The organism is Aeromonas sp. 3P (genome assembly GCF_051919745.1).
GTDB classification, from domain to species: Bacteria; Pseudomonadota; Gammaproteobacteria; order Enterobacterales; family Aeromonadaceae; genus Aeromonas; species Aeromonas veronii.
On the sequence record NZ_JBQBED010000001.1, the window covers coordinates 3191952 to 3214035 of the forward strand.

Here is a 22084-nt window from a genome sequence, read left to right on the forward strand (position 1 = left end):
ATGGCAGTGTTAAAAGCAGTGGGCCTGCAGAAGAGCTACAAGCGCCGCATGGTGGTGAGTGACGTCAGCCTTGAAGTGGGCACCGGCCAGATTGTCGGCCTGCTCGGCCCTAACGGGGCGGGCAAGACCACCTCCTTCTACATGATCGTGGGGCTGGTACAGCGCGATGCCGGTCTCATCACCATCGACGATCAGGACATCAGCCTGCAGCCCATGCATGTGCGGGCGCGTAACGGCATCGGTTACCTGCCGCAGGAGGCCTCCATCTTCCGTCGCCTGTCGGTGTTCGACAACCTGATGGGAGTGATGCAGACCCGCAAGGGGTTGAGTCGCGAGGAGCGTGAGGACAAGGTTCAGCAACTGCTGGAAGAGTTCAACATCACCCACATTCGTGACAACCTGGGCCAGAGCCTCTCCGGCGGTGAGCGCCGCCGGGTCGAGATCGCCCGCGCACTGGCGGCCGAGCCGCGTTTTATTCTGCTGGATGAACCCTTTGCCGGGGTTGACCCGATTTCTGTGATAGACATCAAGAAGATCATTCAGCATCTGAAAGATAGAGGCCTTGGCGTCTTGATTACCGACCACAACGTCAGAGAGACTCTGGACGTATGTGAGAAGGCCTATATCGTCAGCCACGGCAAGATGATTGCCGAAGGTGCACCGGCGGACATCCTCGCCGATGAACAGGTCAAGCGCGTCTATTTGGGCGATCAATTCAGTCTATAGTAAGGGGGCATGCCTTCATTCTCTTTGACGAATGCCTCGCTGAACATAAGGATATCCCGACGTAGATGAAGCCGACATTACAGTTGCGTCTCGGTCAATCCCTGACCATGACGCCGCAATTACAACAAGCTATTCGTCTGCTCCAGCTCTCCACTTTGGAACTTCAGCAGGAAATTCAGCAAGCGCTCGAGAATAACCCCCTGCTGGAGCAGGAAGAGAGTGAAGTACAAGAGACCAGCCCGGAAGAGCCTGTTGATGCCAGCCAGCTGGATTCCAGCGATGCCATGGCGCAGGAGCGGATGCCGGACGAGTTGCCGGTAGATACCACTTGGGATGAAGTCTACTCTGCCGGGACCGCCCAGAGCGCTGGCCCTATCCACGATGGGGAAGATAGCGTTTATCAGGGCGAGACCACCGAAAACCTGCAAGATTATCTGTTGTGGCAGATGCGGCTGACCCCGTTCAGCGATGTGGATGCCGCCATCGCCCTCGCTATCATCGATGCTATCGACGAGTCCGGCTATTTGACCGTTGAGCTGGAGGATATCCTGCAAGCGGTCAGTAGCGATGCGCTGGAGGTCGAACTTGATGAGGTCGAAGCTGTGCTCAAGCGGGTGCAGCATTTCGATCCAGTCGGCATCGCTGCCCGTTCGGTGCAGGAGTGTTTGTTGATCCAGCTGGGGCAGTATGACCCGCAGACTCCCTGGCTCAACGAGGCCAAGGAGGTGATCCTCGAACATATGGATCTGCTCGGTAATCGTGACTACCGAACCCTGGCGCGCAAGACCAAACTCAAAGAGAGCGACCTCAAGTCGGTGCTGGATCTGATCCAGCTGCTGGAGCCGCGCCCCGGCAATGGCATCATCCAGAGTGACTCCCAGTATGTGATCCCCGATGTCTCTGTGGTCAAGAAGGGTAGCAAGTGGGTCGTTGAGCTAAATCCTGATTCTTCCCCGCGCATCCGGGTCAACGAGACCTATGCTGCCATGGCCCGCAATGCGCGCAGTGGCACGGATACCCAATTTATTCGCTCCCATCTGCAGGAAGCCAAATGGTTCATCAAGAGCCTCGAGAGTCGCAATGATACCCTGCTGAAAGTAGCCTGTTGTATTGTCGAGCAACAACAGGGCTTTTTCGAGTATGGTGAAGAGGCGATGAAGCCGATGGTGCTCAACGACATCGCCGAAGCGGTGGAGATGCATGAATCGACCATTTCCCGGGTGACAACCCAGAAATACATGCATACCCCAAGGGGCATATTTGAACTGAAGTTTTTTTTCTCCAGCCATGTGAACACCGAAGGAGGAGGAGAGTGCTCATCGACCGCAATTCGCGCGCTCATCAAGAAGCTGGTCACGGCAGAGAATCCTGCCAAGCCGTTAAGTGATAGCAAGATCGCGGATTTGCTGGCCGAACAGGGTATTATGGTGGCGAGACGCACGATCGCTAAGTATCGCGAATCCTTGTTTATCGCACCTTCCAATCAGCGTAAACGCCTGGTTTAGGCAAAACAAAAGGATGATGTTATGCAAATTAACCTGACCGGACACCATGTCGAGATCACCGAAGCTCTGCGTGAATACGTGAGTAACAAATTTGCCAAACTCGAGCGTCACTTTGACCACATTAATAATGTTCATGTGGTGCTTAGTGTGGAAAAACTGAACCAGATAGCGGAAGCTAAATTGCATGTCAGTGGCGGCGAAGTGTTTGCTACCTCTGAGCATGCTGATATGTATGCTGCGATAGACACCTTGCTCGACAAGCTGGACAGGCAGATCATCAAGCACAAAGATAAGTTAAATAAAAAATAACTATGCAACTTGAACATATATTGAGTCGGGACTGCACCAAAAGTGCAGTCCCTTGTACCAGCAAGAAACGCGCCCTCGAAATCATCAGCGAGTTGGCCGCCGAACGCCTTGGCACCTCCCGTCAGGCGCTGTTCGAATGCTTGTTGGCCCGCGAAAAAATGGGTAGTACCGGGATCGGTGCCGGTATTGCGATACCCCACGGTCGTATTGACGATGAGTTCCCGCCAACCGCGATCCTGATGACCTTTGCCGACCCTATTCCTTTCGACTCCATCGACAATCAACCGGTTGACCTGCTGTTTGCCTTGCTGGTGCCGGAAAGCGAGTGCAAGCAGCATCTCAAGACCCTTTCTCTGATGGCTTCCAAGCTGGGTGACAAGGCGGTTTGCCGCCAGTTGCGTCAGGCAACCAGCGACGAAGAGCTCTATCAGATCATGACCTCGGCCTGACAGCAGGCCAAGGATGAGACACCCGTTTTGGCGTGAGGGAACAAGATGCAGTTAATCGTGGTAAGTGGACGTTCGGGCTCCGGTAAAACGGTAGCCCTGCGAGTGCTGGAAGATCTGGGTTACTACTGTGTGGACAACCTGCCGGTCAATCTGCTGCCCCAGCTGATTGTCTCGGTGGAGAGCCAGTACGACAAGCTGGCGGTCAGTATCGATGTGCGCAACCTGCCGAGCGATCCGGAGAAACTGGAAAATCTGCTGGCTCAGGTGCGCAATGAGGGGCGGGTAGAGTTCTCCAGCTTCTTCTTCGACGCCGACAACGGCACTCTGCTCAAGCGCTATGGCGAGAGCCGTCGCTTGCACCCCCTCTCGCGCAACAAGCTGTCGCTGGATGAGGCGATTCGGGAGGAGACCCACCTGCTGGCGCCTATCTCCTCGACCGCTGACCTGCGCATCGACACCACCACCCTCAGCATTCACGACCTGAGCGAGCTCATCAAGACCCGGGTACTCGGCAAGAAAGAGAACGAGCTGGTGCTGGTGTTCGAGTCGTTCGGCTTCAAGTACGGCATTCCCAAGGATGCCGACTTCGTGTTCGATGCCCGCTTCCTGCCCAACCCGCACTGGATCCCCGAGCTCAAACCGTTTACCGGCAAGGATGAGCCGGTCGCCAACTACCTCTCGGCGCAGGCCGATGTGATGCTGTTTACTCAGCAGATCGAAAACATGCTGGCGACCTGGTTGCCCCATCTGGAGCGCAACAATCGCAGCTACCTCACGGTCGGCATCGGTTGCACCGGTGGTCAGCACCGCTCGGTCTTTATTGCAGAGCGGCTGGCCAGTGCATTCCGTTTGCTTGGCAAGAACGTGCAGATCCGCCACCGCACTCTCGACAAGAGTGCCCCCCAATCTTGACGGACCAATAGGACAACCCGATGACTGTTTCCGCCTCGGTTGAAGTGAAAAACAAGCTGGGTATTCATGCCAGACCAGCCATGATGCTGTTCGAGCTGGTGCAGGGTTTCGATGCTCATGTGCTGCTGCGCAATGAAGATGGTGTGGAGGCCGATGCTGACAGTATCATCGGCCTGCTGATGCTGGATTCCGCGCAAGGGCGGCAGGTGGAAGTACAGGTTGAGGGCCCCGAAGAGGTCGAGGCCCTGGCCGCCGTGGTGGAGCTGTTCACTTCCGGCTTCAACGAGGAGTAGTCACTCCTTGTTTTATGTTATGAACCGGTACGCGCCAGCGCTTTGAAGCTGGCAAAATCGCGACAAGCCAGCAGATTCCTGCTGGCTTTTTCGTTCATCAGTGCCAGAAACAGGTCGTAGAGACCCATCGCCTCCTCGTAATCGGCTTTGCTGATGGCCAGCACGAAGATGAGCGTCGCGATTTCCCCGTTGCCCCAGTCGATCCCCTGCGGTGCCAGTACGGTGTACACCAGAGTGCGGCGCGCCAGCAGACCGAGAGAGTGGGGCAGGGCGATCCCTTCTCCCAGCATGGTGGAGACGATCCGCTCCCGCTCCTGCAGTGAGGCTCTGAAGCCGCTCTCCACCAGATCTTCCGCCTCCAGCTGATCACAGATACGGGCAAACAGTTCGGCCTGGGTAAGGGGTTCTTTGACCACCATGAAGTGGTCGGCATCGAAATATTTGTCGAGCATGTAGGGTCGGGTGCGGTCGATCAGCACCAGCTTGCCAAGCTGCTCCAGCTGGTATTGGGTCGGGAAGGGGGCAACGAGTACCACGGGGGCGTTTTTTTCGTTCACCTTGACGGTACTGATGACAAAGTCCTGCGCGATCTGCGCCAGACCTTCGTAATCCCGCACCGATTCAAGTGTGGTCAGCTGCAACTGGGGATACTCCCGCTTGATACGTGCTTCCAGCACCCGGAAGGTGGCGTTGCCCGCATCGCAAAGCAATAGCGCCTGCGGGCGGCGGGTATAGCCGATATCGTAATGGCGCTCCAGCCCGACCCCGATATGGATCACCAGATAGCCGATCTCGTGGTGGGTCAATCGGTAGGGGGTCTGCTTGATCCACTCCGAAATGGCCGCCAGCGTAATGTCGTAGGCGAGGGGGTAGTACTGCTTGATGTGATCGGCCAGCGGGTTGTGGTTGCCTATCTGGTATTTGACCCGTAGCAGCATGGTGCTGATATGGGTTTGCAGGTCGGCCCGCAGCTGTTGGTCGCCTTGCAGGTCGTAAGGGTAGTGTTGATGAATGTAGGTCAGCAGATGCTCCACCAGCTGTTCGCTCTCGGCGGCCATTGCAGGGCTGAGCTGGGGAGTATCGGCAATCAGGCGCGCCTGGATCTGGATGGCGAGCCCGGAGATCTCGTCCTCTACGGGGGGCGTCAGGGTTGGCAATACCGCATAAATATCGCGAGATACTGCCAGCAGCGGCAGAGTCAGATCTTCGCTGGCGAAGTGGCGCAACTCGTGACCGGATGCCTGACGCAGCAGGGCAACGGCGCAGTAGATGGAGAGCTGCTGCAAGCTCTCGTCAGCGAGACGCAGCTGATGTCGGGCAAGCTGGGCATGGATATGATTACCCACTACCTCCATCGTTTTGCTGGGGCAGAGGTTGGGCAACAGGGTTTGCAACTGGTTGTTGTGCAGCAACTCCTGATAGAGCAGCTGGGTCAGACAGGCCCGGATCGCCGTCTCCTCCCCCTGAATGCGCATCCCCAGGCGGGGTTTGCTCTCAACGCTGAGCCTGAAGTGGCTGAGTTGCTCACGGACTTCCGCCATATCCCCCTGCAGTGCCGCCCGGCTCAGATACCAGGTATCAGCCAGCTCATCGAGCTTGATCCCCTGCTCTGCTGTCAATAGCAGGATCTGCAGGTGCAGCACCCGCTCCCGGCTGGTGCGTGGCAGGCCGCTATCCTGACCCTGGGCCGCCAGCAGAGCGTCGAACAGTCCCTGATTGTAGATTTTCAGCTGGTAGCCGCTGCCACGTTGGTGGATCAGGTGAGCGCCGTGCGTGGCAATCAGTTCGTTGAGGGTCGCCACATCGGTGCGCACCGTGCGGGTGGAGACATTGAGGCGGCGAGCCAGCTCCTCCTGCGGCAGTGGTTCGGCATGGAGCTGGATCAGCAGTTGATGGAGCCTGGGGTGTGGCAGCTTGATCATAGGGGGTATGCAAGACTCCTGTTGCGAGATAAAGGGTCGATGTTAACAAGTGGGTCATCAACAAGCCAGGCACCGGTCAGTGATTGAACCGGCGCCCGTGACTGCCATCAGGCCAACAGTCGTTTCACTATGGCCAGCAGAGTCCGGACATCCTCGGGGCGAGTGTGCCCGCTCGCGCTGTCGATGATGGAGCTGTAGACGTGCGGGATCACCTTCTCGACTCCGGCATCCAGCGCAATCCGCACTATCTCCTCGAAGTTCTCCAGATCGATGCCGCCGGTGGGCTCCAGCCAGAAGCCGTGGTGGGCACAAGCCTCGGCCACTGCCTGATACTCGTCGCGGCAGGCCAGCCCACCCATGGGGAAGAACTTGACCGAGCTGCCGCCCATGTCCTTGAGCAGGGCGATGGCGGTATCGATGGGCACTATGCCATCCGGCTGCCCGGCGCTGAGTGGACCGGTGGAGATCTTCACCATGCCCGGCATGCCGGTAGGGGAGATCAGCCCATTCACCAACGTTTGTGACTGGCCGAGCAGCGCCCGGCTGGCGCCGACACCAGTGAACACCTGGTTGACGTGCTGGGGCTGCAGCTGGCAGGCCAGTTCGGCCACCATGGCGGATTGGCGCGGATCGCCGGCGCCCAGCCCGATGGAGAGGGCGTTGTCGATAAGCTTGGCGTACTCCTTCATATCGGCAACTGCGGAGGGAATATCCGGGTAGTTCTTGGAAAGCACACCGACCAGCACGTGGCCTTCGGCTGCGTCGTACACCTCGACGGCATTCTCCTTGGCTCCAGCCAGCACGTTGAGACAGACCCGATCACGGTAGTAGTTGGGGGTAAGGGACATCAGCGATTCTCCTGAACGAGGTTGGCAATGGCGGAGTGGATTTGGTCGAGCTGGGGCACGGAGACGCTGCGTACATCGATCTCGATATGCCCCTCGTTGGCCTTGTAGCCGCGGCAGTAGATGGCAGGCGTGCCCTGTTGCAGACGGGTGACGACCTGCACTGTGGTCATGCCGAGCTGCTGGTGGTCGAAGGCGATATCGGTGCGGGCGATGTCGCGCCCTGCGCTGTCCCATACCACCTTGGCGGTGACGCCGGGCAGCTGGTTTAGGCGCTCGATGAAGGGGCCCATCTTGGCGACCATGGCGGCGCCGCTCTCTTTCTCTTTGGCCAGATAGCGCTCGATGGCGTGGGTCAGGCCGAGGATCCCCTCCTTGCCCACCTTCATGGCGCGACCGATGCCATTGGCCTGCTGTTTGACCCACTCCACGTACTGACGCTTGCCGAGCACCAGCCCGCTGGTGGGCCCTTCAATGGCCTTGGCGCCGCTGTAGATGACCAGATCCGCCCCCTGGTTGTAATAGAGCCGCAGATCCTCTTCGGCGGCCGCATCAACGATCAGCGGCAACTGATGAGCCTTGGCCACCTCGGCGGCCTCGGCCACCGACAGAATGCTCTTCTGCACGCAGTGGTGGGACTTGATGTAGAGGATGGCCGCAGTATTGGTATTGATGGCGGCGGCCAGTTGGGCGGTGGAGCACTCGTTGGCATAACCCGCTTCCACCACCTTGCCGCCACCCAGATTGACCATGGTGCCGACGGGGGCGCCAAAGTTGACGTTGTGCCCCTTGGGCAGCACGATTTCGCTCGGCACGTCATGGGGGTGGCCATGCAGTTGCTCCAGCCGGTAGGGGTCGCCACGCACTATCATGGCGGCGACTGACTGGGCGATGCCGGCGCTGGCACAGGAGACCACCACAGCATCTTCCACATCCAGTAAACCAGCCAGATAGGCGCCGGTCTTGTTGACCAGATCCTTGACCTCGAAGTAGTGGCCCAGGCCAAAATTGACTGCATCGACCACCTCCTGCTCGGGGGTGGAGACGCCGAGAATGGTCATGCGCCCTGAGGCGTTGATCACCGGTTTGAGCTGATATTTCTCATAAACAGAAAGCATGGTGTGATTTCCCATAGTGAGTCAGAACCAGTTCGCCACCGACCAGGGCGGCGAGAGGCTGCAGTTGTTGGTCACCGCTGCGGGACTGGGCTTCGGTATCCATAAACAGGGTCGGGCCGCTGGCGACCTCGAACAGGGTCAGATCGGCATCGGCGCCCACCTCGAGCCGCCCCTTGCCGGAAAGGCGTAGGGCATCGGCCGCTTGATGGGTGACGCAGGCGAGCACCTGCTCCAGCGTCATGCCGATGGCGAGAAACTTCGACATCACGTGAGCCAGACTGTAGACCGGCCCGTTGATGCGGTTCTTGCAGTAGATGTCGGAGCTGATGGTGCGAGGCAGGATCCCCTGTCGGATAGCCAGCTCCGCCACCTCGAAGCTGAAGCTGGCGCCGCCGTGGCCGATGTCGAGCAACAGGCCCCGTCTCATCGCCTCGCGCACCGCGACCCGCAGCTCGCCAGCCGGAGTCAGGATGCGGTTCGGTTTGCCGTTGAAGCAGTGGGTCAGCAGATCGCCATCCCCCAGCAGGGCGACGATCTCGTCCAGATCCGGCGGTGTGTTACCCACGTGCACCATCAGCGGTAGCTGGCCGTGGGTCTGTTGCAGCGCCTTGGCCATGCGCAGCGGTTGCAGACCGTTTTCTCCGACCACGCTGCCGCTCATCCGCGCCTTGATGCCGACAATAAAGTCGGGGTGGCGGCGAATGGCTGCCGAGGCGAGATCCATATCGAGATCCCGTCTATCAGCCAGTTCGTTCTGGCGCAGCAGGCCGATACGGGAGAGATTGAGCAGGGCATGCACCCGGGTCTTGCAGCCCGCAGCGATCTGCTGGAAGTGATCCACATCGTCGGCCCCGGTGCTGCCGGCGTCGATGACGGTGGTGACGCCGGACTCTACGCCCACCTTGTCCGGCTCATCGTGATAGATGGGGGAGGCGGGGTAGCAGTGGGTGTGGCCATCGATCCAGCCAGCGCTCACATGTACCCGGCCGCCGAGATCCAGGATCTGCCGCGCCGTTGCCATCTCCGGCAGGGAGCCGATGGCGGCGATTTTGCCCTCCTTGATGGCAATATCGACGAGCTGGCCATCTCCCTGGCGCCCGGCTCTGATGATCATGTCGTACATGCTGATAACCTCTGGCGAGCCGCCCCGCAGGGCGGCTGGTACTTACACAAGGGCGACCGGGAAGAAGGTACCCAGCAGCATGGCTCCCAGGATGGCACCGCCGGTGATGGGTTTGCCCCACACGTAGAACAGCAGCGCACCCAGCAGGGAACCGATACCGATGGGGATGGAGGCCCCCATGGCGGAGAGGATGATGAGGGGGCCGAGGAAGCGGCCAGAGCTGTTGCCTGCGCCCATCATCACGTCAGCACCGTAGGTGGAGTTGCTCTGGTTGATGGTGAACTTGCGCGCCAGAATGATGACGTAGCCGATGGCCAGACCAATCCCCATGCCGGTTGCCAGCGAGGCGCCGAAGTTCTCCACCGGATAGACGATGCCGGCCCCCAGCAGCAGGGCTGGCACTCCGAGACCGACCCCGGTCTGGATGGCACCGCCGATATCCAGGATCCCCACCAGGGATCCCTCGATGATGCGGGCGAACAGGAAGCTGGCACCGAACGCGGCTACCGCGCCGTAGGCACCCGTGTCCATTCCGGCTTTCAGCATGGCGACGAAGGCTACCTCGTTGAAGGCACCAACCCCGTACAGATAGAACATGTGGGTACCGGCAAAGACCCCGGCCGAGAGCAGGCCGACGAAGATGGGAAATGACCAGTCGGCATACCAGAAGTTGTTTTTCAGTTTCTCATCCATGGTGTGACCCCTTATTTGCCGCTCAGCAGGTTATGGACACTTTCCAGCCACAGGGGGACACCCATATGGAAGGATTCAATCAGTTTCATGTCGAAGCCGCGGAAGAAGCCGCTCAGCACGAACAGCAGGACGATGGCCGCCATCATCACCTTGGTGACGTGGTTCCAGCCGCTCTCTTCCACGCCCTTGCCGATCAGGATACCGAGCACCAGACCCGGTACCGCGTTGCCCATGATGAGCTGGGCCAGACCGCCGAAGATGGTTGCCCAGAAACCGGATTTCTTGCCCGCCTCGATGGCTGCGAGCCAGAAGATCACCGGCATGACGGTATTGACCAGCAGGTTGGCGGCCGGTACCAGCACCTTGACAGCAGTGACCTGCAGGGCGGCCGGGACGGCAGCTGCCGTGCTGTTGAGGAAGGCAACCACGATGGCACCTATGATGCCGCCGGCGATGGCCATCTTTTTCGGGTCGTGCAGAGTGGTGGCGAGATCCCGATTTTTGAACAGCAGTGCCGCCGTGGCCCAGTGCGGGATGATGCGGTGATCCACATCCTGGGTGAAGGCGCCGGCCGCCACGGTGGAGGCCCAGGCGTTAAAGAAAAAGCCCAGACCAAACGAGAAGTGAGAAGCGGGATCCCCCTCGCAGGAGTTAAGTTCGCCCAGGGTGCGGAAGGCACCCATGCCCTGTACGGTCGGGGCGTGGAACATCCGCGCCGCGCCGGCCCCCACCCCGACGCCAACCAGGCCGCCAATGATGAGTGACTTGATAAAAATGATTAGAAACATCCAACGTATCCTTCTTGTGGGGTTGTGCCTGCGCAGGCATCACACCTGGGTGAATGTCACCTTGGCGACATCCAGACTGGTGACCTGAACCTTGATCTCCAGCTGGACGCGGTATTCGCGGCGCTGGCGCGGCAGGAAGAAGAACAGGAACTTCTCCACCCGGACCGACTCCTCGGCTTTGAGCACCTGTACATCGACCGGCTCAATGCGCAGCAGTACCTGCTGGTTGTCCTTGAGCAGTGTGGGTTGCACCTGGCTGAGGGCGGAGGCAAACGCCTGCTGGCGTGTCGTCCCCTTGCCGTTGACGATGACCTGGGTGGTGAAGTTCTCTTTCATCAGGCGCGTCCGTGCTTCTTGGCGAAGGCTTCGACCAGCTTCTGGCCCAGCTCTTCCTTGTCCATGAAACCGAAGCCCAGCACCACGCACCCTTCGTTGATGGCGGTGACGCCCTCTTCAACAGAGCGCATGCCGTAGCGGCACTTGTAGCCGTATTTGGTCTGGGCGGTGATCGCCCCGGCGCCGCCGCTGCCGCAGAAGGAGATGCCGAGATCCGCCTGTTCCTTGTTCATCACATCGCCGAGCTTCATGTCAGCGGCCATGCCTGGGATGATGGTCACGTTGGCCCCGGCAGCTTCCGCGCCTGCGCCCACTTTCTGACCCTTGCCGAGACGGTCTCCAATAACGAGTTTGATGGCTGTCATATCGATTTCTCCTTGAGTTACGGGTTCTGCACCGAGCTGAGTTCGTTTTCTTTGGCGACTTCAAAATGGACGGACAAGAGGTGCGCCTCCTCATAAGCAAGCTGATCCAGCCAGCTGACGACCTGTTCGGCGAGACGCAGTGAGAGGGGGGAGATCTCTTCAAACAGGCTGAGGTCAACCTCCGGCAGGGGCTCGCCACTGTGGGAGCGCCACACCATGGCTTTGACATGGGAAGCCAGCATCTGCCGTTGCACCTCGTTGGGGATGATGCCCTGTTCGGCCAGCAGGGGATAAATGCGCGCGAGGATATGATCGGTCTGGCGCAGCAACTCCGGGCTGTTCGGGGTCAGGGTCTGGTCGTGAGTCTCTGTTTGCAATGTCTGCTCTCCAAGGCTGGCAGAAGGTATGGCGTTACCCTAAGCCTGCGCGTCGATGTGGAGGAGGCAGTGTTTTTCCGATTCGAAGCGGAAATTCCTGAGGAAATGGCCCCGAAGTGATCGTTTGGATACTGAAAAGGTAAAAAGAGTGCTTATTGAAGCTGGTTTTGTGTGATCGGTAGCGCACAAATCGGGGGGGGCGGGGGCAGGGGAAGCGTTGCGGGAAACTGTGAGTCATCTCACGGTAAGAGACGTTACCGAGAGGGCAGATATGGAAAAGGGCGGTTTCCCGCCCTTCTCATTAAAAGAAGTGACGCTAGCTGGCCGATGCTGCGCTCGAGCTGGCCGTTCTCTGCTGATAGCGCAGGTCTTCCTCTATAGTGACCACCACTTCCAGCGGCTTGCCGGAGCGGAATACCGAGATGGTCAGCTTGGTGCCGGGGCGGCTCTCGACAATCTTGTCCATGGCGCTGCGTACGCCACTGATGGCCTCTCCGTTGATCTTGAGCAGCACATCCCCTCGCTGCAGGCCGCCTTTGGCCGCCGGGCCGTTGGGATCCAGACTCTCCACCACCAAGCCACGCAGGTCGCCGAGGTTCATCATCCGCGCGACTATGGGGTTGATCTCGACGCTGGAGATCCCGAGGTAGCCGCGGATCACCCGGCCGTTGGCGATCAGCTCATCCATGATCCGTTTTGCCAGCCGGTAGGGGATGGCGAAGCTGATGCCGTAGCTCTCCTGATTGCCGTTGAGGTGATAGGTGGCGGTGTTGATCCCCACCAGATCGCCACGGCCGTTGACCAGCGCCCCGCCCGAGTTGCCCTCGTTGATGGCGGCATCGGTCTGCAGCAGATCCTGACGGCCATTGCTGTCGGGCCCCATGCTGGATAGGCCGGTACGGCCGGTCGCGCTGATAATGCCCTGGGTGATGGTCTGGCCGACGTTGTAGGGGTTGCCGATGGCGAGCACCACATCTCCCACTTCTGGCAGTCGCTCGGGATCCTGCGGGATCACCGGCAGGTTGTCTGACTCGATATAGAGCACGGCGAGGTCGGTGAGCTGATCGGTTCCGACCAGCTCGGCACTGAAGACCCGACCATCCTGCAACGCGACGATGATCTGGTCGGCATCGGCGATGACGTGGTAGTTGGTCAGTACATAGCCGCGCTGATTCATGATGACGCCAGAACCCAGCCCTTGTGGGCGCAGTTCCCCCTGATTGCCCTGATTGGGGGCAAAGCTGCGGGTATAGATGTTGACGACGGCAGGGCCTGCCCGATGGGCGGCATAGGAGAAACTCAGTTCACGGGCATTGGTGATGATGCCGGGCAGTTGGGCACCACCGCGAAAATGGGGAAACAGCAGCAACAGCAGCGCTGCGACGGTCAATCCAAAACCGACAGACTTGCCCAAGTAACTGACTAAAGGGGGGATTTTCATGTCATTCTCATCCGTACAGGCTGCGCGCAGAGAATAACACTATCGATGGATAAAAATCACCCGCGGTGAAGGCCGCGGGTGATAGAGGGGTTGGCGAACAACTTGAGCGTTAGCGGATCACCAGATAGAGCGAGGAGTCGCCGCGCTGGATGTTGAGTGCCAGCACGTCAGGCTTGTTCTTGAGCGCCTTGGTCAGCTCGCCCAGGGTGTTGATGCGCAGGCGGTTGACCCCGATGATGATGTCACCCTTCTGCAGGCCGGAAGCAGCTGCCGGAGAGCGAGGATCAATGTCGGCCACCGCAACACCGGAGACCGGGTCGGTAGTGGTGCTCAGCTTGGCCCCTTCCAGTGCCGGATGCAGCGCGCTGGCGCGTACTTCGCTGTCATCGGCCTGCTTCAGGGTCACTTTGGCAGTTTGCGGCTTGCCATCGCGGATCAGCCCCAGCTCGACCTGCTTGCCAGCGCCCATGGTGGCGATCTTGGCACGCAGCTCGCCGAAGGAGCGAACCGGTTTGCCATCGATGCTGACAATGATATCGCCAGCCTTGATGCCCGCCTTGTCGGCCGCCGAATCAGGCATGACCTGATTGACGAAGGCGCCATCCTTCTTGTTGTAACCGAAGGTTTTGGCGATGTCGGAGGTGAGCTCGGTGCCGGTAATGCCCAGCTGGCCGCGACGCACTTCACCGTACTTGACGATCTGCTCGGTCAGATCCCGCACCATGTTGGAGGGGATAGCAAAGCCGATGCCGATGTTGCCGCCGTTCGGGCCCAGAATCGCGGTGTTGATACCGATCAGCTCGCCACGCAGGTTGAGCAGAGCGCCGCCGGAGTTACCGGAGTTGATGGCCGCATCGGTCTGGATGAAGTTCTCCAGATTCTCGATGTTGAGGCCGCTGCGACCCAGCGCACTGACGATACCGGAGGTGACGGTTTGGCCCAGACCAAACGGGTTGCCGATGGCCAGCGCATAGTCACCTACCCGCAGCTCATCGGAGTCGGCGAACTTGATCTGCACCAGATCCTCGGCCTTGATTTGCAGCAGGGCGATGTCGGACTGCTTGTCTTCACCGATCTTCTTGGCCGCATACTCACGACCATCCTTCAGGTTGACCTTGATCTCGTCCGCCTCGTGCACCACGTGGGCGTTGGTGATCACGTAACCCTTCTTGGCATCGACGATAACACCGGAGCCGAGCGCCTGGAACGGCTGCTCGCTCACCTGTTCATCGGGCATGTTGGGGCCGAAGAAGAACTTGAACTGTTCCGGCAGACGCTGACGGGTAATTTTTTTGCCAGAAACCGAGATATTGACCACCGCCGGGGTGACCTGTTCGAGAACAGGCGCCAGGCTTGGCATCTCCTGATTTGAACCTAACAGGGAAGGCAGTGCAGCCTGAGCAGGGGCCGCAGACATGGCGATACCGACACTGAGGGCTAGCACACTGAGCATGGAAAGAGGTTTACGCATATGAAAAACAGCTCCCAGAAAAAGTTGCATTGCAATCGTCAAGGTCAGACCACGGGACTGGCCAATTAGTTCCGCGAGGAACTAGTTTGGTTGCTTGAGCAGTCCGGAAGAGGCGCCAGCATAGTCGCGAGGCGGAACGCCCGGCTCTTCTGCCACATTGGCAGGGGCTTCTTCTACCAATGACTCGCGGAACAGCGGTTCCTGCGCCTTGGCCAGGAATTTGCTCTGCTCGGCCATGTGGCGATAGAGGGTCTGATACTGCTCGGCCAGTTGCTCCATCAGGGCGGCGCTGTCGGCGAAGTGGGTGTTGATCTGGCCCTGATAACTCTCGAGCTCCTTGTGGGCCTTCTTCAGTTCCTGTTCGAGACGGCCAGCATCGCGGCTACGTACCGAAAAACGGCCGAGAACGATACCGATAATCAAGGCCGCGACAGCCAGCAGGATCCCAGTTAACAGACTCATAGATGCTCCTTGTTACAGCTAAAACAGAGTGGGTTTATGCGGTCGTCATAACCGCCATGCCTTGATGGCACTATACCGTGCGTCCTGAGGCCGTGATACCATTTTGTCCTCGATTCAGGGACTTGGAGAGGCGCTCAAGGATGACACCGCAGCAAAAATACCAGCAGGATCTGCTGCGCCCCGGCTTTGTGGCCGACCCCGCGCAGGGGATGGCCATTAGCAGGCTGGAGCGACTGTATCAGGATTTGCTACGGCGCCCGACTCCGACCAGATCTCGAGGGCTGCTGGGTTGGCTGCAAAAGCCCAAGCCGCCGGAGCCCGTCCTCGGTATCTATATGTGGGGCGGAGTGGGCCGAGGCAAGACCTGGCTGATGGATACTTTTTTCGACAGCCTGCCGGGGACGCGCAAGATGCGCAGCCATTTCCACCGCTTCATGCACCGCATTCACGATGAACTGCAGGGGTTGAGCGGGCAGTCCGATCCCCTCAAGCTGGTGGCCAGCAAGCTTGCCAGTGAAATAGACATCATCTGTTTCGACGAATTTTTTGTCTCCGACATCACCGACGCCATGTTGCTGGGTACGCTGTTCCAGGAGCTGTTTGGTCACGGTGTCGTGCTGGTTGCCACTTCAAATATTCCGCCGCAGGATCTTTATCGCAACGGGCTGCAGCGAGCCCGTTTTCTGCCAGCTATCGAGCTTATCGAGCGTCATTGCGAGGTACTTAACGTGGATGGCGGTATCGACTATCGCCTGCGTACGCTGGAACAAGCCGAGATTTATCACTGCCCGCTGGACTTGCAGGCAAAAGCCAATCTTGACCACTATTTTCAGCAATTAACCGGTGGGCACACGGCTTGCGAGGGGACGTTCGAGGTCAATCATCGTCAGCTGACGTTGCTCGGAATGGGGGAAGGGGTGCTCTATATGGAATTTGAGCAACTTTGCTGTACTCCCCGCTCCCAGAACGACTATATCGAGCTGGCCAGGCTGTTCCATACCATTCTGCTGGCCAATGTGCAACCAATGGGCACAGGCACGGATGACGCGGCTCGCCGCTTCATTGCCATGGTCGATGAGTTCTACGAACGGCACGTCAAGCTCATCATGTCAGCGGCGGTTCCCATGACAGAACTCTACGGCGAAGGGCTGCTGAATTTCGAATTCAAACGCTGTCTTTCGCGGCTTCAGGAAATGCAATCGCACGAATACCTTGCCAGAGTGCACCTTCCTTAGTCACAATACCGCGCCTGCCAGTCGGATGGGCATCTGCGGCAGGTAGGGCCGGGCGACATTTGCTGGTTTCATGGCAGTGAAATTAGCAGGTGATATTTAAGGCAACTTCACTTATAATCGCCCGGCCCACGTTACAGCTGTCGATAAGACAGCAACACTTTAAGCTTTACTTGTATTCGAAGGGGTACAGGTAGGCCATCGTTTGTTGTTTGTGGGAGAGCCCCCATAAGCAATTGGGTCTGTAACAGGTAATTGGGTTTAACTTAATGAAAACTTTCGTTGCCAAGCCAGAAACCGAAAACGTGACTGGTACATTGTGGACGCAGAAGGTAAAACTCTGGGTCGTATCGCAACCGAGATCGCTGCTCGTCTGCGTGGTAAGCACAAAGCTGAGTACACTCCGCACGTTGACACCGGTGATTACATCATCGTTGTAAACGCTGAGAAGGTACACGTAACCGGTAAGAAATTTACCGACAAAATGTACCACGCTCACTCCGGTTTCCCGGGTGGTATCAAGTCAATCAGCTTCGACAAGCTGATTCAGCGTAAACCGGAAATGGTAATCGAAGCAGCCGTCAAAGGCATGCTGCCGAAAGGTCCTCTGGGCCGTGCCATGTTCCGTAAACTGAAAGTTTACGCAGGCGCCGAGCATGCTCATGCTGCTCAGCAACCTCAAGTACTGGATATCTAATCGGGAACTGGCAACATGGCAGAAAATCAATACTACGGTACCGGCCGTCGCAAAAGCTCCACTGCTCGCGTATTTATCAAAGCGGGTAGCGGCAAGATCGTAATCAACCAGCGCTCCCTGGAGCAGTACTTCGGCCGTCCGACTGCCCGCATGGTAGTTCGTCAGCCGCTGGAACTGGTTGAGATGACCGAGAAACTGGACCTGTACATCACCGTTAACGGTGGTGGCATCTCCGGTCAAGCTGGTGCGATCCGCCACGGTATCACTCGTGCTCTGATGCAGTACGACGAAACCCTGCGTTCCGAACTGCGTAAAGCTGGCTTTGTTACTCGTGATGCCCGTAAGGTTGAGCGTAAGAAAGTTGGTCTGCACAAAGCTCGTAAGCGTCCGCAGTACTCCAAGCGTTAATTCGCTTTTGGTACTCACTCTTTCGAGTGTCAAAAAAGCCTGGCGGTTGCCAGGCTTTTTTTATTGGTAATATTACCGACATCAATGCTAACCACGCGTCACAAAAGACAAAAAATTGTTTCTTTATTGTTTTCATTGCTCACCGCTCTTTCTTGTCAAGTTGTTATCTTTTCTTTAAAATTTCCCCTGTTTTCTGTGGCAATTGTAAATCCAGCTTCCGCCGCTGTTGTCACGGGAAAAATGGGGAACAGGGACACTATAAGAATGTGCGGAGTCCACATGGGAGAGTTTTTGGATGAGCAATGCGCCAGTTGATACCGGTCGCCGCAGATTTCTTACCTGGTCAACGGTTGCCGTTGGTGGGGTAGGAGCTGCGTTTACCGCAGTGCCGTTTATAAAGTCATGGAATCCGAGCGCCAAGGCCAAAGCAGCCGGTGCGCCGGTTGAAGTCGATATCAGCAAGTTGGAACCGGGTCAGCTCATCCGTGTCGAGTGGCGAGGCAAGCCTGTCTGGGTGGTGAAACGCACCAAACAGACGCTGGATGCCTTGGCCGCGCATGATGACAAGCTGCGGGATCCCTCATCTGAAGAGCCGCAGCAGCCTGACTATGCCCATAACGGGTACAGATCGATCAAGCCCGAAATTTTTGTCGCGGTCGGTATTTGCACCCACTTGGGGTGTTCACCTTCCTATCTGCCTGACAGCTTTGGCGAGCAGGTGCAGGGCGTTACGTCCGGCTTCTTCTGCCCGTGCCATGGCTCCAAGTTCGACATGGCCGGCCGTGTGTTCCAGGGGGTGCCTGCACCGCTGAACCTGGTCATTCCGCCCTATCAATTCATTAATGACACCACCATCCTGGTCGGTGCCGATGGCAAGGAGGCCTGACCATGTTGAGTAAACTGATGGGCTGGATCGATTATCGATTCCCGCTCACGGCCATGTACAACGACCACATGGCCAAGTATCCGGCACCGAAGAACCTGAACTTCTGGTACTTCTTCGGCTCGCTGGCCATGCTGGTGCTGGTTAACCAGATCATCACCGGTATCTGGTTGACCATGAACTACAACCCCTCTGCGGAAGGTGCGTTTGCCTCCGTGGAGTACATCATGCGCGATGTGGAGTACGGCTGGCTGCTGCGTTACATGCACTCAACCGGTGCGTCTGCATTCTTCATCGTGGTCTATATGCATATGTTCCGCGGCATGATCTATGGCTCTTATCAGAAGCCTCGTGAGCTGCTGTGGATCTTCGGCATGCTGATCTTCCTGGTGCTGATGGCGGAAGCCTTTATGGGCTACTTACTGCCCTGGGGTCAGATGTCATTCTGGGGTGCCCAGGTCATCATCTCGCTGTTTGGCGCCATTCCGGTCATCGGTGACGATCTGACCCTGTGGATCCGCGGTGACTACGTGATCTCCGGTGCGACCCTTAACCGCTTCTTCGCGCTGCACGTCATCGCGTTGCCGCTGGTGCTGGTGATGCTAGTTGCCATGCACATTCTGGCGCTGCACGAAGTGGGCTCCAACAACCCGGACGGTATCGACATCAAGAAGCACAAGGACGAGAACGGCTGGCCGCTGGATGCGGTGGCGTTCCACCCTTATTTCACCGTCAAGGACATGATCGGTGTGGCGGGCTTCCTGTTCTTCTTCTGCGCCATCATTTTCTTCAAGCCGGATATGTGGGGTTACTTCCTCGAGAAGCCGAACTTTGAAGTGGCCAACGGCCTGAAGACTCCTGCTCACATCGCGCCTGTGTGGTACTTCACCCCCTTCTACGCGATTCTGCGTGCGGTACCTGACAAGCTGCTTGGCGTCATCATGATGGGCCTCTCTATTGTGGTGTTGTTCCTGCTGCCTTGGCTGGATCGCTGCAAGGTGCGTTCTGTTCGCTATCGCAGCAAGCTACACAAGCTTAACATCGCCCAGTTCGTGGTCTGCTTTATCATCCTGGGGGTGCTGGGTGTACTGCCGTCGACGCCGACCCTGACGCTGGTTGCCCAGATTTGTACCTTGGGTTATTTCGGTTTCTTCGTGCTGTTGTTCTTCTACAGCAAAAACGAACGCACCAAGCCGCTGCCGGAGAGGGTTACATTTAAATGAAAAAAATAATATTTGCAGTGCTGACCCTGCTGCCATCACTGGTGTTTGCCAATGCTGGGGCCGTGCATCTGGACAAAGCCAATTATGATCTGAGCGACAAGGCATCCCTGCAACGTGGAGCTGCCACCTTCATGAACTATTGTGCAGGCTGCCACTCTACCCAGTATCAACGCTACAACCGGGTTGCTGCCGATCTGGAGATCCCCGAGGAGCTGATGAAGGAGAACCTCATCTTCACTGGCGCCAAAGTGGGTGATCTGATGAAGATCGCCATGTCCGAGAAGGATGCCGCCAAGTGGTTTGGTGCTCCCCCTCCGGATCTGACTCTGGTTGCCCGGGTACGTGGTGCGGACTGGATTTACACCTATCTGCGTTCTTTTTACGTGGATCCGACTCGTCCGTTTGGGGTGAATAATGTGGTGTTCCCGTCTGTGGGCATGCCTCATGTGTTGGAACCGTTGCAGGGAACCCCCCGTGCAGAGTTCGCTACTCACACGGTCGACGGAGTGGAAACCCAGCAGGTTGTCAGCATCAAATCTGACGGTAATGGTGAAATGGATGACGAAGAGTATGATCAGACGGTACTGGATCTGGTAAACTTCTTGGTCTACTCGGCTGAACCGGTACAACAGGAGCGTGAACGCATGGGCTTCTGGGTGCTTGGTTTCATCGTGATCTTCTTCATCTTCACTGTGCTGTTGAAGAAGGAATTCTGGCGCGACGTTCACTAAGCGACCAGATACGGGTAATATAATGCACGGCAATGAAGACCAAGATGCTTCATTGCCGTTTCTGCTTTTTAATGACGGGAGGGTTCAATGGCTGTAGCTGCCAATAAGCGTTCGGTAATGACGCTGTTTTCCGGTGCCAACGATATGTTCAGCCATCAGGTGCGTATTGTCCTGGCGGAGAAGGGTGTTAGCGTGGATATCTGCCAGGTTGATCCAGCCAATCTGCCGGATGAGCTGGCCGAGCTGAACCCGTACAACTCTGTACCGACCCTGGTTGATCGTGAGCTGGCACTCTACACCTCGCGCATCATCATGGAGTATCTGGACGAGCGCTTCCCGCATCCGCCCCTGATGCCTGTTTACCCGGTTGCCCGCGGTAACAGCCGTCTGATGATGCACCGCATCGAGCTGGACTGGTACTCCCTGGCCGACAAGATCATGGCCGGTACCGATGCTGAAGCGGCACGCAACGAACTGCGTGACAACCTGCTGGCCATCGCGCCGATCTTCGGTGAAATGCCCTATTTCATGAGCGAAGAGTTCGGTCTGGTGGATTGCTACATGGCACCGCTGCTGTGGCGTCTGCCGAGCCTTGGCATCGACCTGACCGGTCGTGGCGCCAAAGAGCTGAAGGCCTACATGGTTCGTCTGTTCGAGCGTGAGTCCTTCCAGGCTTCCCTGACCGAAGCCGAACGCGAGATCCGTGCTGGCGTATGAGCATGGAACCGACAATGACACCGAGCCGCCCGTACTTGTTACGGGCGTTCTTTGACTGGTTGCTGGACAACGATCTGACCCCTCATCTGGTGGTCAACGTCAACATTCCCCATGTGATGGTGCCGATGCAGTTTGCTCAGGACGGGCAAATTGTACTGAATATCGCGCCCCGAGCCGTGATGCAATTTCACATGGATAACGAGGCTATCAGCTTCAGTGCCCGCTTTGGCGGGGTCTCCCAGCAGGTTTACATCCCGATGGCGGCAGTGTTGGCTATTCATGCACGGGAGAACGGCGTGGGCACCATGTTCCCGCCGGAGCCCGGTTACGATATCTGGCTGGAGCAAGCTGAAGCGCCCGTGGAGCCTGAGCCTGAGCCGGAGCCGCCGCGCCCCAGCGGCCGTCCGACCCTGAAAGTCATTAAATAAAAAACGCAGCCAGTTGGCTGCGTTTATGTATGCGGGTCAGTCGTGAGGCTAGTTTTGGGCGAATTCGAAGGCCTTGATCACGCGCTTCACTCCGGTGACATGGCGGGCGATGTTGACTGCCTGCTCTCCCTCCTGGCGAGTCACCAGACCAATCAGGAACACCTCGCCGTTCTCGGTGACCACCTTGACCTTGGTGCTGTCGAAGTTCTTGGTGCCGAACATGTCGGCTTTCACCTTGGAGGTGATCCAGGAGTCATTGCTGCGGGTGGTGAAACTGGCAGGTTGGCCGATGCGCAATTCGTTGTAGACGTGGCGCACCCCTTCGATGCGACTGACAATTTTGCCTGCCTCAATCTTGTAAACGTCAGAAGGTGTCTGGCCGACCAGCAGAACGCGGCCATTGTTGCTGTAGACGCTGATCTTGCTGGCTGCACTGAGGGGTTTGTTGTCGGCCAGCAGATTGGCCGCTTTCAGCTCTATGGTCTGGTCATCCCACTGCGCGCCCAGCGTTCGGCGATCGCCAGAGGCCTTGGCAGTCCCTGCTGCGCCGCCAACAACCAGGGCTGCGCAGCCTTGCAGCAGCAGGGTGCTAACCAGCAGACCGAGCAGGATAGTGTGCTTTTTCATGGT

The 22084-nt window shown here is 57.9% G+C and carries 26 protein-coding genes and 1 pseudogene; 14 read left to right on the top strand and 13 right to left on the bottom strand.

What is annotated here, in order from left to right:
• From lptB to npr, 6 genes are all read left to right on the top strand, one after another.
• A complete protein-coding gene (lptB, locus tag ACTG19_RS14755; protein WP_005336333.1) occupies positions 1-726 on the top strand; it encodes an LPS export ABC transporter ATP-binding protein in 726 nt (241 codons plus the stop codon).
• A gap of 65 nt (positions 727-791) precedes the next feature.
• Positions 792-2231: an RNA polymerase factor sigma-54 gene (locus ACTG19_RS14760; RefSeq protein ID WP_439989212.1), complete on the top strand. Its 1440-nt coding sequence runs from the start codon at positions 792-794 to the stop codon at positions 2229-2231.
• A 21-nt stretch (positions 2232-2252) separates the two neighbouring features.
• Positions 2253-2540 carry a ribosome hibernation promoting factor gene (gene hpf, locus ACTG19_RS14765; protein ID WP_042024526.1) on the top strand — a complete coding sequence of 96 codons (288 nt, stop codon included), beginning with the start codon at positions 2253-2255 and terminating at the stop codon, positions 2538-2540.
• A 2-nt stretch (positions 2541-2542) separates the two neighbouring features.
• Positions 2543-2989 carry a PTS IIA-like nitrogen regulatory protein PtsN gene (gene ptsN / locus ACTG19_RS14770; protein ID WP_005336322.1) on the top strand — a complete coding sequence of 149 codons (447 nt, stop codon included), beginning with the start codon at positions 2543-2545 and terminating at the stop codon, positions 2987-2989.
• Positions 2990-3034: 45 nt separating this feature from the next.
• The gene (rapZ, locus tag ACTG19_RS14775) at positions 3035-3901 is read left to right on the top strand and encodes an RNase adapter RapZ (protein WP_005336320.1); all 867 of its coding nucleotides are present in this window, start codon (positions 3035-3037) and stop codon (positions 3899-3901) included.
• 20 nt (positions 3902-3921) lie between these two features.
• Complete coding sequence (gene npr / locus ACTG19_RS14780) at positions 3922-4194, top strand: PTS phosphocarrier protein NPr (RefSeq protein ID WP_005336318.1); 273 nt, start codon at positions 3922-3924, stop codon at positions 4192-4194.
• Positions 4195-4211: 17 nt separating this feature from the next.
• Here the strand turns inward: npr and ACTG19_RS14785 are convergent, their stop codons facing one another.
• From ACTG19_RS14785 to ACTG19_RS14840, 12 genes are all read right to left on the bottom strand, one after another.
• Positions 4212-6116, bottom strand: a complete 1905-nt coding sequence (locus ACTG19_RS14785) for a BglG family transcription antiterminator (RefSeq protein ID WP_113740252.1) — start codon at positions 6114-6116, stop codon at positions 4212-4214.
• Positions 6117-6223: 107 nt separating this feature from the next.
• Complete coding sequence (gene dagF / locus ACTG19_RS14790; protein ID WP_113740253.1) at positions 6224-6964, bottom strand: 2-dehydro-3-deoxy-phosphogluconate aldolase; 741 nt, start codon at positions 6962-6964, stop codon at positions 6224-6226.
• On the bottom strand, positions 6964-8079 hold the full coding sequence (locus ACTG19_RS14795) for a DgaE family pyridoxal phosphate-dependent ammonia lyase (RefSeq protein WP_113740254.1): 1116 nt from the start codon (positions 8077-8079) through the stop codon (positions 6964-6966). The genes dagF and ACTG19_RS14795 overlap by 1 nt, the downstream gene beginning before the upstream one ends.
• Positions 8063-9202, bottom strand: coding sequence for an amidohydrolase/deacetylase family metallohydrolase (locus ACTG19_RS14800; protein WP_201990601.1), 1140 nt, complete (start codon positions 9200-9202; stop codon positions 8063-8065). Before ACTG19_RS14800 ends, ACTG19_RS14795 begins: the two co-directional genes overlap by 17 nt.
• 42 nt (positions 9203-9244) lie before the next feature.
• Positions 9245-9895 (bottom strand): DUF4310 family protein, encoded by a 651-nt coding sequence (locus ACTG19_RS14805; RefSeq protein WP_005355144.1) that lies wholly within the window; start codon positions 9893-9895, stop codon positions 9245-9247.
• An 11-nt stretch (positions 9896-9906) separates the two neighbouring features.
• Positions 9907-10683, bottom strand: a complete 777-nt coding sequence (locus tag ACTG19_RS14810; protein WP_005355143.1) for a DUF4311 domain-containing protein — start codon at positions 10681-10683, stop codon at positions 9907-9909.
• A 39-nt stretch (positions 10684-10722) separates the two neighbouring features.
• Positions 10723-11019, bottom strand: coding sequence for a DUF4312 family protein (locus tag ACTG19_RS14815; RefSeq protein WP_019444839.1), 297 nt, complete (start codon positions 11017-11019; stop codon positions 10723-10725).
• A complete protein-coding gene (locus ACTG19_RS14820) occupies positions 11019-11384 on the bottom strand; it encodes an SFCGS family glycine-rich protein (RefSeq protein ID WP_005355141.1) in 366 nt (121 codons plus the stop codon). The genes ACTG19_RS14815 and ACTG19_RS14820 overlap by 1 nt, the downstream gene beginning before the upstream one ends.
• A 17-nt stretch (positions 11385-11401) precedes the next feature.
• Positions 11402-11761 (bottom strand): transcriptional regulator, encoded by a 360-nt coding sequence (locus tag ACTG19_RS14825; protein ID WP_005355140.1) that lies wholly within the window; start codon positions 11759-11761, stop codon positions 11402-11404.
• A gap of 316 nt (positions 11762-12077) precedes the next feature.
• On the bottom strand, positions 12078-13202 hold the full coding sequence (gene degS / locus ACTG19_RS14830) for an outer membrane-stress sensor serine endopeptidase DegS (RefSeq protein WP_005336297.1): 1125 nt from the start codon (positions 13200-13202) through the stop codon (positions 12078-12080).
• A 109-nt stretch (positions 13203-13311) separates the two neighbouring features.
• Positions 13312-14673, bottom strand: coding sequence for a Do family serine endopeptidase (locus tag ACTG19_RS14835; RefSeq protein ID WP_113740257.1), 1362 nt, complete (start codon positions 14671-14673; stop codon positions 13312-13314).
• 81 nt (positions 14674-14754) lie between these two features.
• A complete protein-coding gene (locus ACTG19_RS14840) occupies positions 14755-15135 on the bottom strand; it encodes a YhcB family protein (protein ID WP_005356646.1) in 381 nt (126 codons plus the stop codon).
• 140 nt (positions 15136-15275) lie between these two features.
• Between ACTG19_RS14840 and zapE the strand changes: the two genes are divergently transcribed.
• From zapE to ACTG19_RS14880, 8 genes and pseudogenes are all read left to right on the top strand, one after another.
• Positions 15276-16370, top strand: coding sequence for a cell division protein ZapE (gene zapE / locus ACTG19_RS14845; protein WP_113740258.1), 1095 nt, complete (start codon positions 15276-15278; stop codon positions 16368-16370).
• 266 nt (positions 16371-16636) lie between these two features.
• Positions 16637-17064, top strand: a pseudogene (gene rplM, locus ACTG19_RS14850) (50S ribosomal protein L13).
• Positions 17065-17079: 15 nt separating this feature from the next.
• Complete coding sequence (rpsI, locus tag ACTG19_RS14855; protein WP_005336286.1) at positions 17080-17472, top strand: 30S ribosomal protein S9; 393 nt, start codon at positions 17080-17082, stop codon at positions 17470-17472.
• 295 nt (positions 17473-17767) lie between these two features.
• Positions 17768-18358, top strand: a complete 591-nt coding sequence (gene petA / locus ACTG19_RS14860; RefSeq protein WP_040068840.1) for a ubiquinol-cytochrome c reductase iron-sulfur subunit — start codon at positions 17768-17770, stop codon at positions 18356-18358.
• A 2-nt stretch (positions 18359-18360) separates the two neighbouring features.
• Complete coding sequence (locus tag ACTG19_RS14865; protein ID WP_040068842.1) at positions 18361-19578, top strand: cytochrome b; 1218 nt, start codon at positions 18361-18363, stop codon at positions 19576-19578.
• Positions 19575-20309 carry a cytochrome c1 gene (locus tag ACTG19_RS14870; RefSeq protein ID WP_113740260.1) on the top strand — a complete coding sequence of 245 codons (735 nt, stop codon included), beginning with the start codon at positions 19575-19577 and terminating at the stop codon, positions 20307-20309. Before ACTG19_RS14865 ends, ACTG19_RS14870 begins: the two co-directional genes overlap by 4 nt.
• 87 nt (positions 20310-20396) lie before the next feature.
• Complete coding sequence (gene sspA, locus ACTG19_RS14875; protein ID WP_005336279.1) at positions 20397-21026, top strand: stringent starvation protein SspA; 630 nt, start codon at positions 20397-20399, stop codon at positions 21024-21026.
• Positions 21023-21454 (top strand): ClpXP protease specificity-enhancing factor, encoded by a 432-nt coding sequence (locus tag ACTG19_RS14880; protein WP_162628448.1) that lies wholly within the window; start codon positions 21023-21025, stop codon positions 21452-21454. Before sspA ends, ACTG19_RS14880 begins: the two co-directional genes overlap by 4 nt.
• A gap of 48 nt (positions 21455-21502) precedes the next feature.
• On the opposite strand, the gene dolP is transcribed toward ACTG19_RS14880, so the two are convergent.
• On the bottom strand, positions 21503-22081 hold the full coding sequence (dolP, locus tag ACTG19_RS14885; protein ID WP_005336277.1) for a division/outer membrane stress-associated lipid-binding lipoprotein: 579 nt from the start codon (positions 22079-22081) through the stop codon (positions 21503-21505).
• Between the last annotated feature and the right edge of the window lie 3 nt (positions 22082-22084).

Bases quoted from the DNA above. Each gene is read 5' to 3' on its own strand.
- rapZ (WP_005336320.1), top strand. From the start codon at position 3,035: ATGCAGTTAATCGTGGTAAGTGGACGTTCGGGCTCCGGTAAAACGGTA.
- hpf (WP_042024526.1), top strand. From the start codon at position 2,253: ATGCAAATTAACCTGACCGGACACCATGTCGAGATCACCGAAGCTCTG.
- lptB (WP_005336333.1), top strand. From the start codon at position 1: ATGGCAGTGTTAAAAGCAGTGGGCCTGCAGAAGAGCTACAAGCGCCGC.
- ACTG19_RS14815 (WP_019444839.1), bottom strand. From the start codon at position 11,019: ATGAAAGAGAACTTCACCACCCAGGTCATCGTCAACGGCAAGGGGACG.
- ACTG19_RS14835 (WP_113740257.1), bottom strand. From the start codon at position 14,673: ATGCGTAAACCTCTTTCCATGCTCAGTGTGCTAGCCCTCAGTGTCGGT.
- zapE (WP_113740258.1), top strand. From the start codon at position 15,276: ATGACACCGCAGCAAAAATACCAGCAGGATCTGCTGCGCCCCGGCTTT.
- dolP (WP_005336277.1), bottom strand. From the start codon at position 22,081: ATGAAAAAGCACACTATCCTGCTCGGTCTGCTGGTTAGCACCCTGCTG.
- npr (WP_005336318.1), top strand. From the start codon at position 3,922: ATGACTGTTTCCGCCTCGGTTGAAGTGAAAAACAAGCTGGGTATTCAT.
- dagF (WP_113740253.1), bottom strand. From the start codon at position 6,964: ATGTCCCTTACCCCCAACTACTACCGTGATCGGGTCTGTCTCAACGTG.
- ACTG19_RS14870 (WP_113740260.1), top strand. From the start codon at position 19,575: ATGAAAAAAATAATATTTGCAGTGCTGACCCTGCTGCCATCACTGGTG.
- rpsI (WP_005336286.1), top strand. From the start codon at position 17,080: ATGGCAGAAAATCAATACTACGGTACCGGCCGTCGCAAAAGCTCCACT.
- ACTG19_RS14785 (WP_113740252.1), bottom strand. From the start codon at position 6,116: ATGATCAAGCTGCCACACCCCAGGCTCCATCAACTGCTGATCCAGCTC.
- ACTG19_RS14760 (WP_439989212.1), top strand. From the start codon at position 792: ATGAAGCCGACATTACAGTTGCGTCTCGGTCAATCCCTGACCATGACG.
- ACTG19_RS14865 (WP_040068842.1), top strand. From the start codon at position 18,361: ATGTTGAGTAAACTGATGGGCTGGATCGATTATCGATTCCCGCTCACG.
- ACTG19_RS14810 (WP_005355143.1), bottom strand. From the start codon at position 10,683: ATGTTTCTAATCATTTTTATCAAGTCACTCATCATTGGCGGCCTGGTT.
- ACTG19_RS14800 (WP_201990601.1), bottom strand. From the start codon at position 9,202: ATGTACGACATGATCATCAGAGCCGGGCGCCAGGGAGATGGCCAGCTC.
- sspA (WP_005336279.1), top strand. From the start codon at position 20,397: ATGGCTGTAGCTGCCAATAAGCGTTCGGTAATGACGCTGTTTTCCGGT.
- ACTG19_RS14805 (WP_005355144.1), bottom strand. From the start codon at position 9,895: ATGGATGAGAAACTGAAAAACAACTTCTGGTATGCCGACTGGTCATTT.
- ptsN (WP_005336322.1), top strand. From the start codon at position 2,543: ATGCAACTTGAACATATATTGAGTCGGGACTGCACCAAAAGTGCAGTC.
- ACTG19_RS14880 (WP_162628448.1), top strand. From the start codon at position 21,023: ATGAGCATGGAACCGACAATGACACCGAGCCGCCCGTACTTGTTACGG.
- ACTG19_RS14840 (WP_005356646.1), bottom strand. From the start codon at position 15,135: ATGAGTCTGTTAACTGGGATCCTGCTGGCTGTCGCGGCCTTGATTATC.
- ACTG19_RS14820 (WP_005355141.1), bottom strand. From the start codon at position 11,384: ATGACAGCCATCAAACTCGTTATTGGAGACCGTCTCGGCAAGGGTCAG.
- petA (WP_040068840.1), top strand. From the start codon at position 17,768: ATGAGCAATGCGCCAGTTGATACCGGTCGCCGCAGATTTCTTACCTGG.
- ACTG19_RS14795 (WP_113740254.1), bottom strand. From the start codon at position 8,079: ATGCTTTCTGTTTATGAGAAATATCAGCTCAAACCGGTGATCAACGCC.
- degS (WP_005336297.1), bottom strand. From the start codon at position 13,202: ATGAAAATCCCCCCTTTAGTCAGTTACTTGGGCAAGTCTGTCGGTTTT.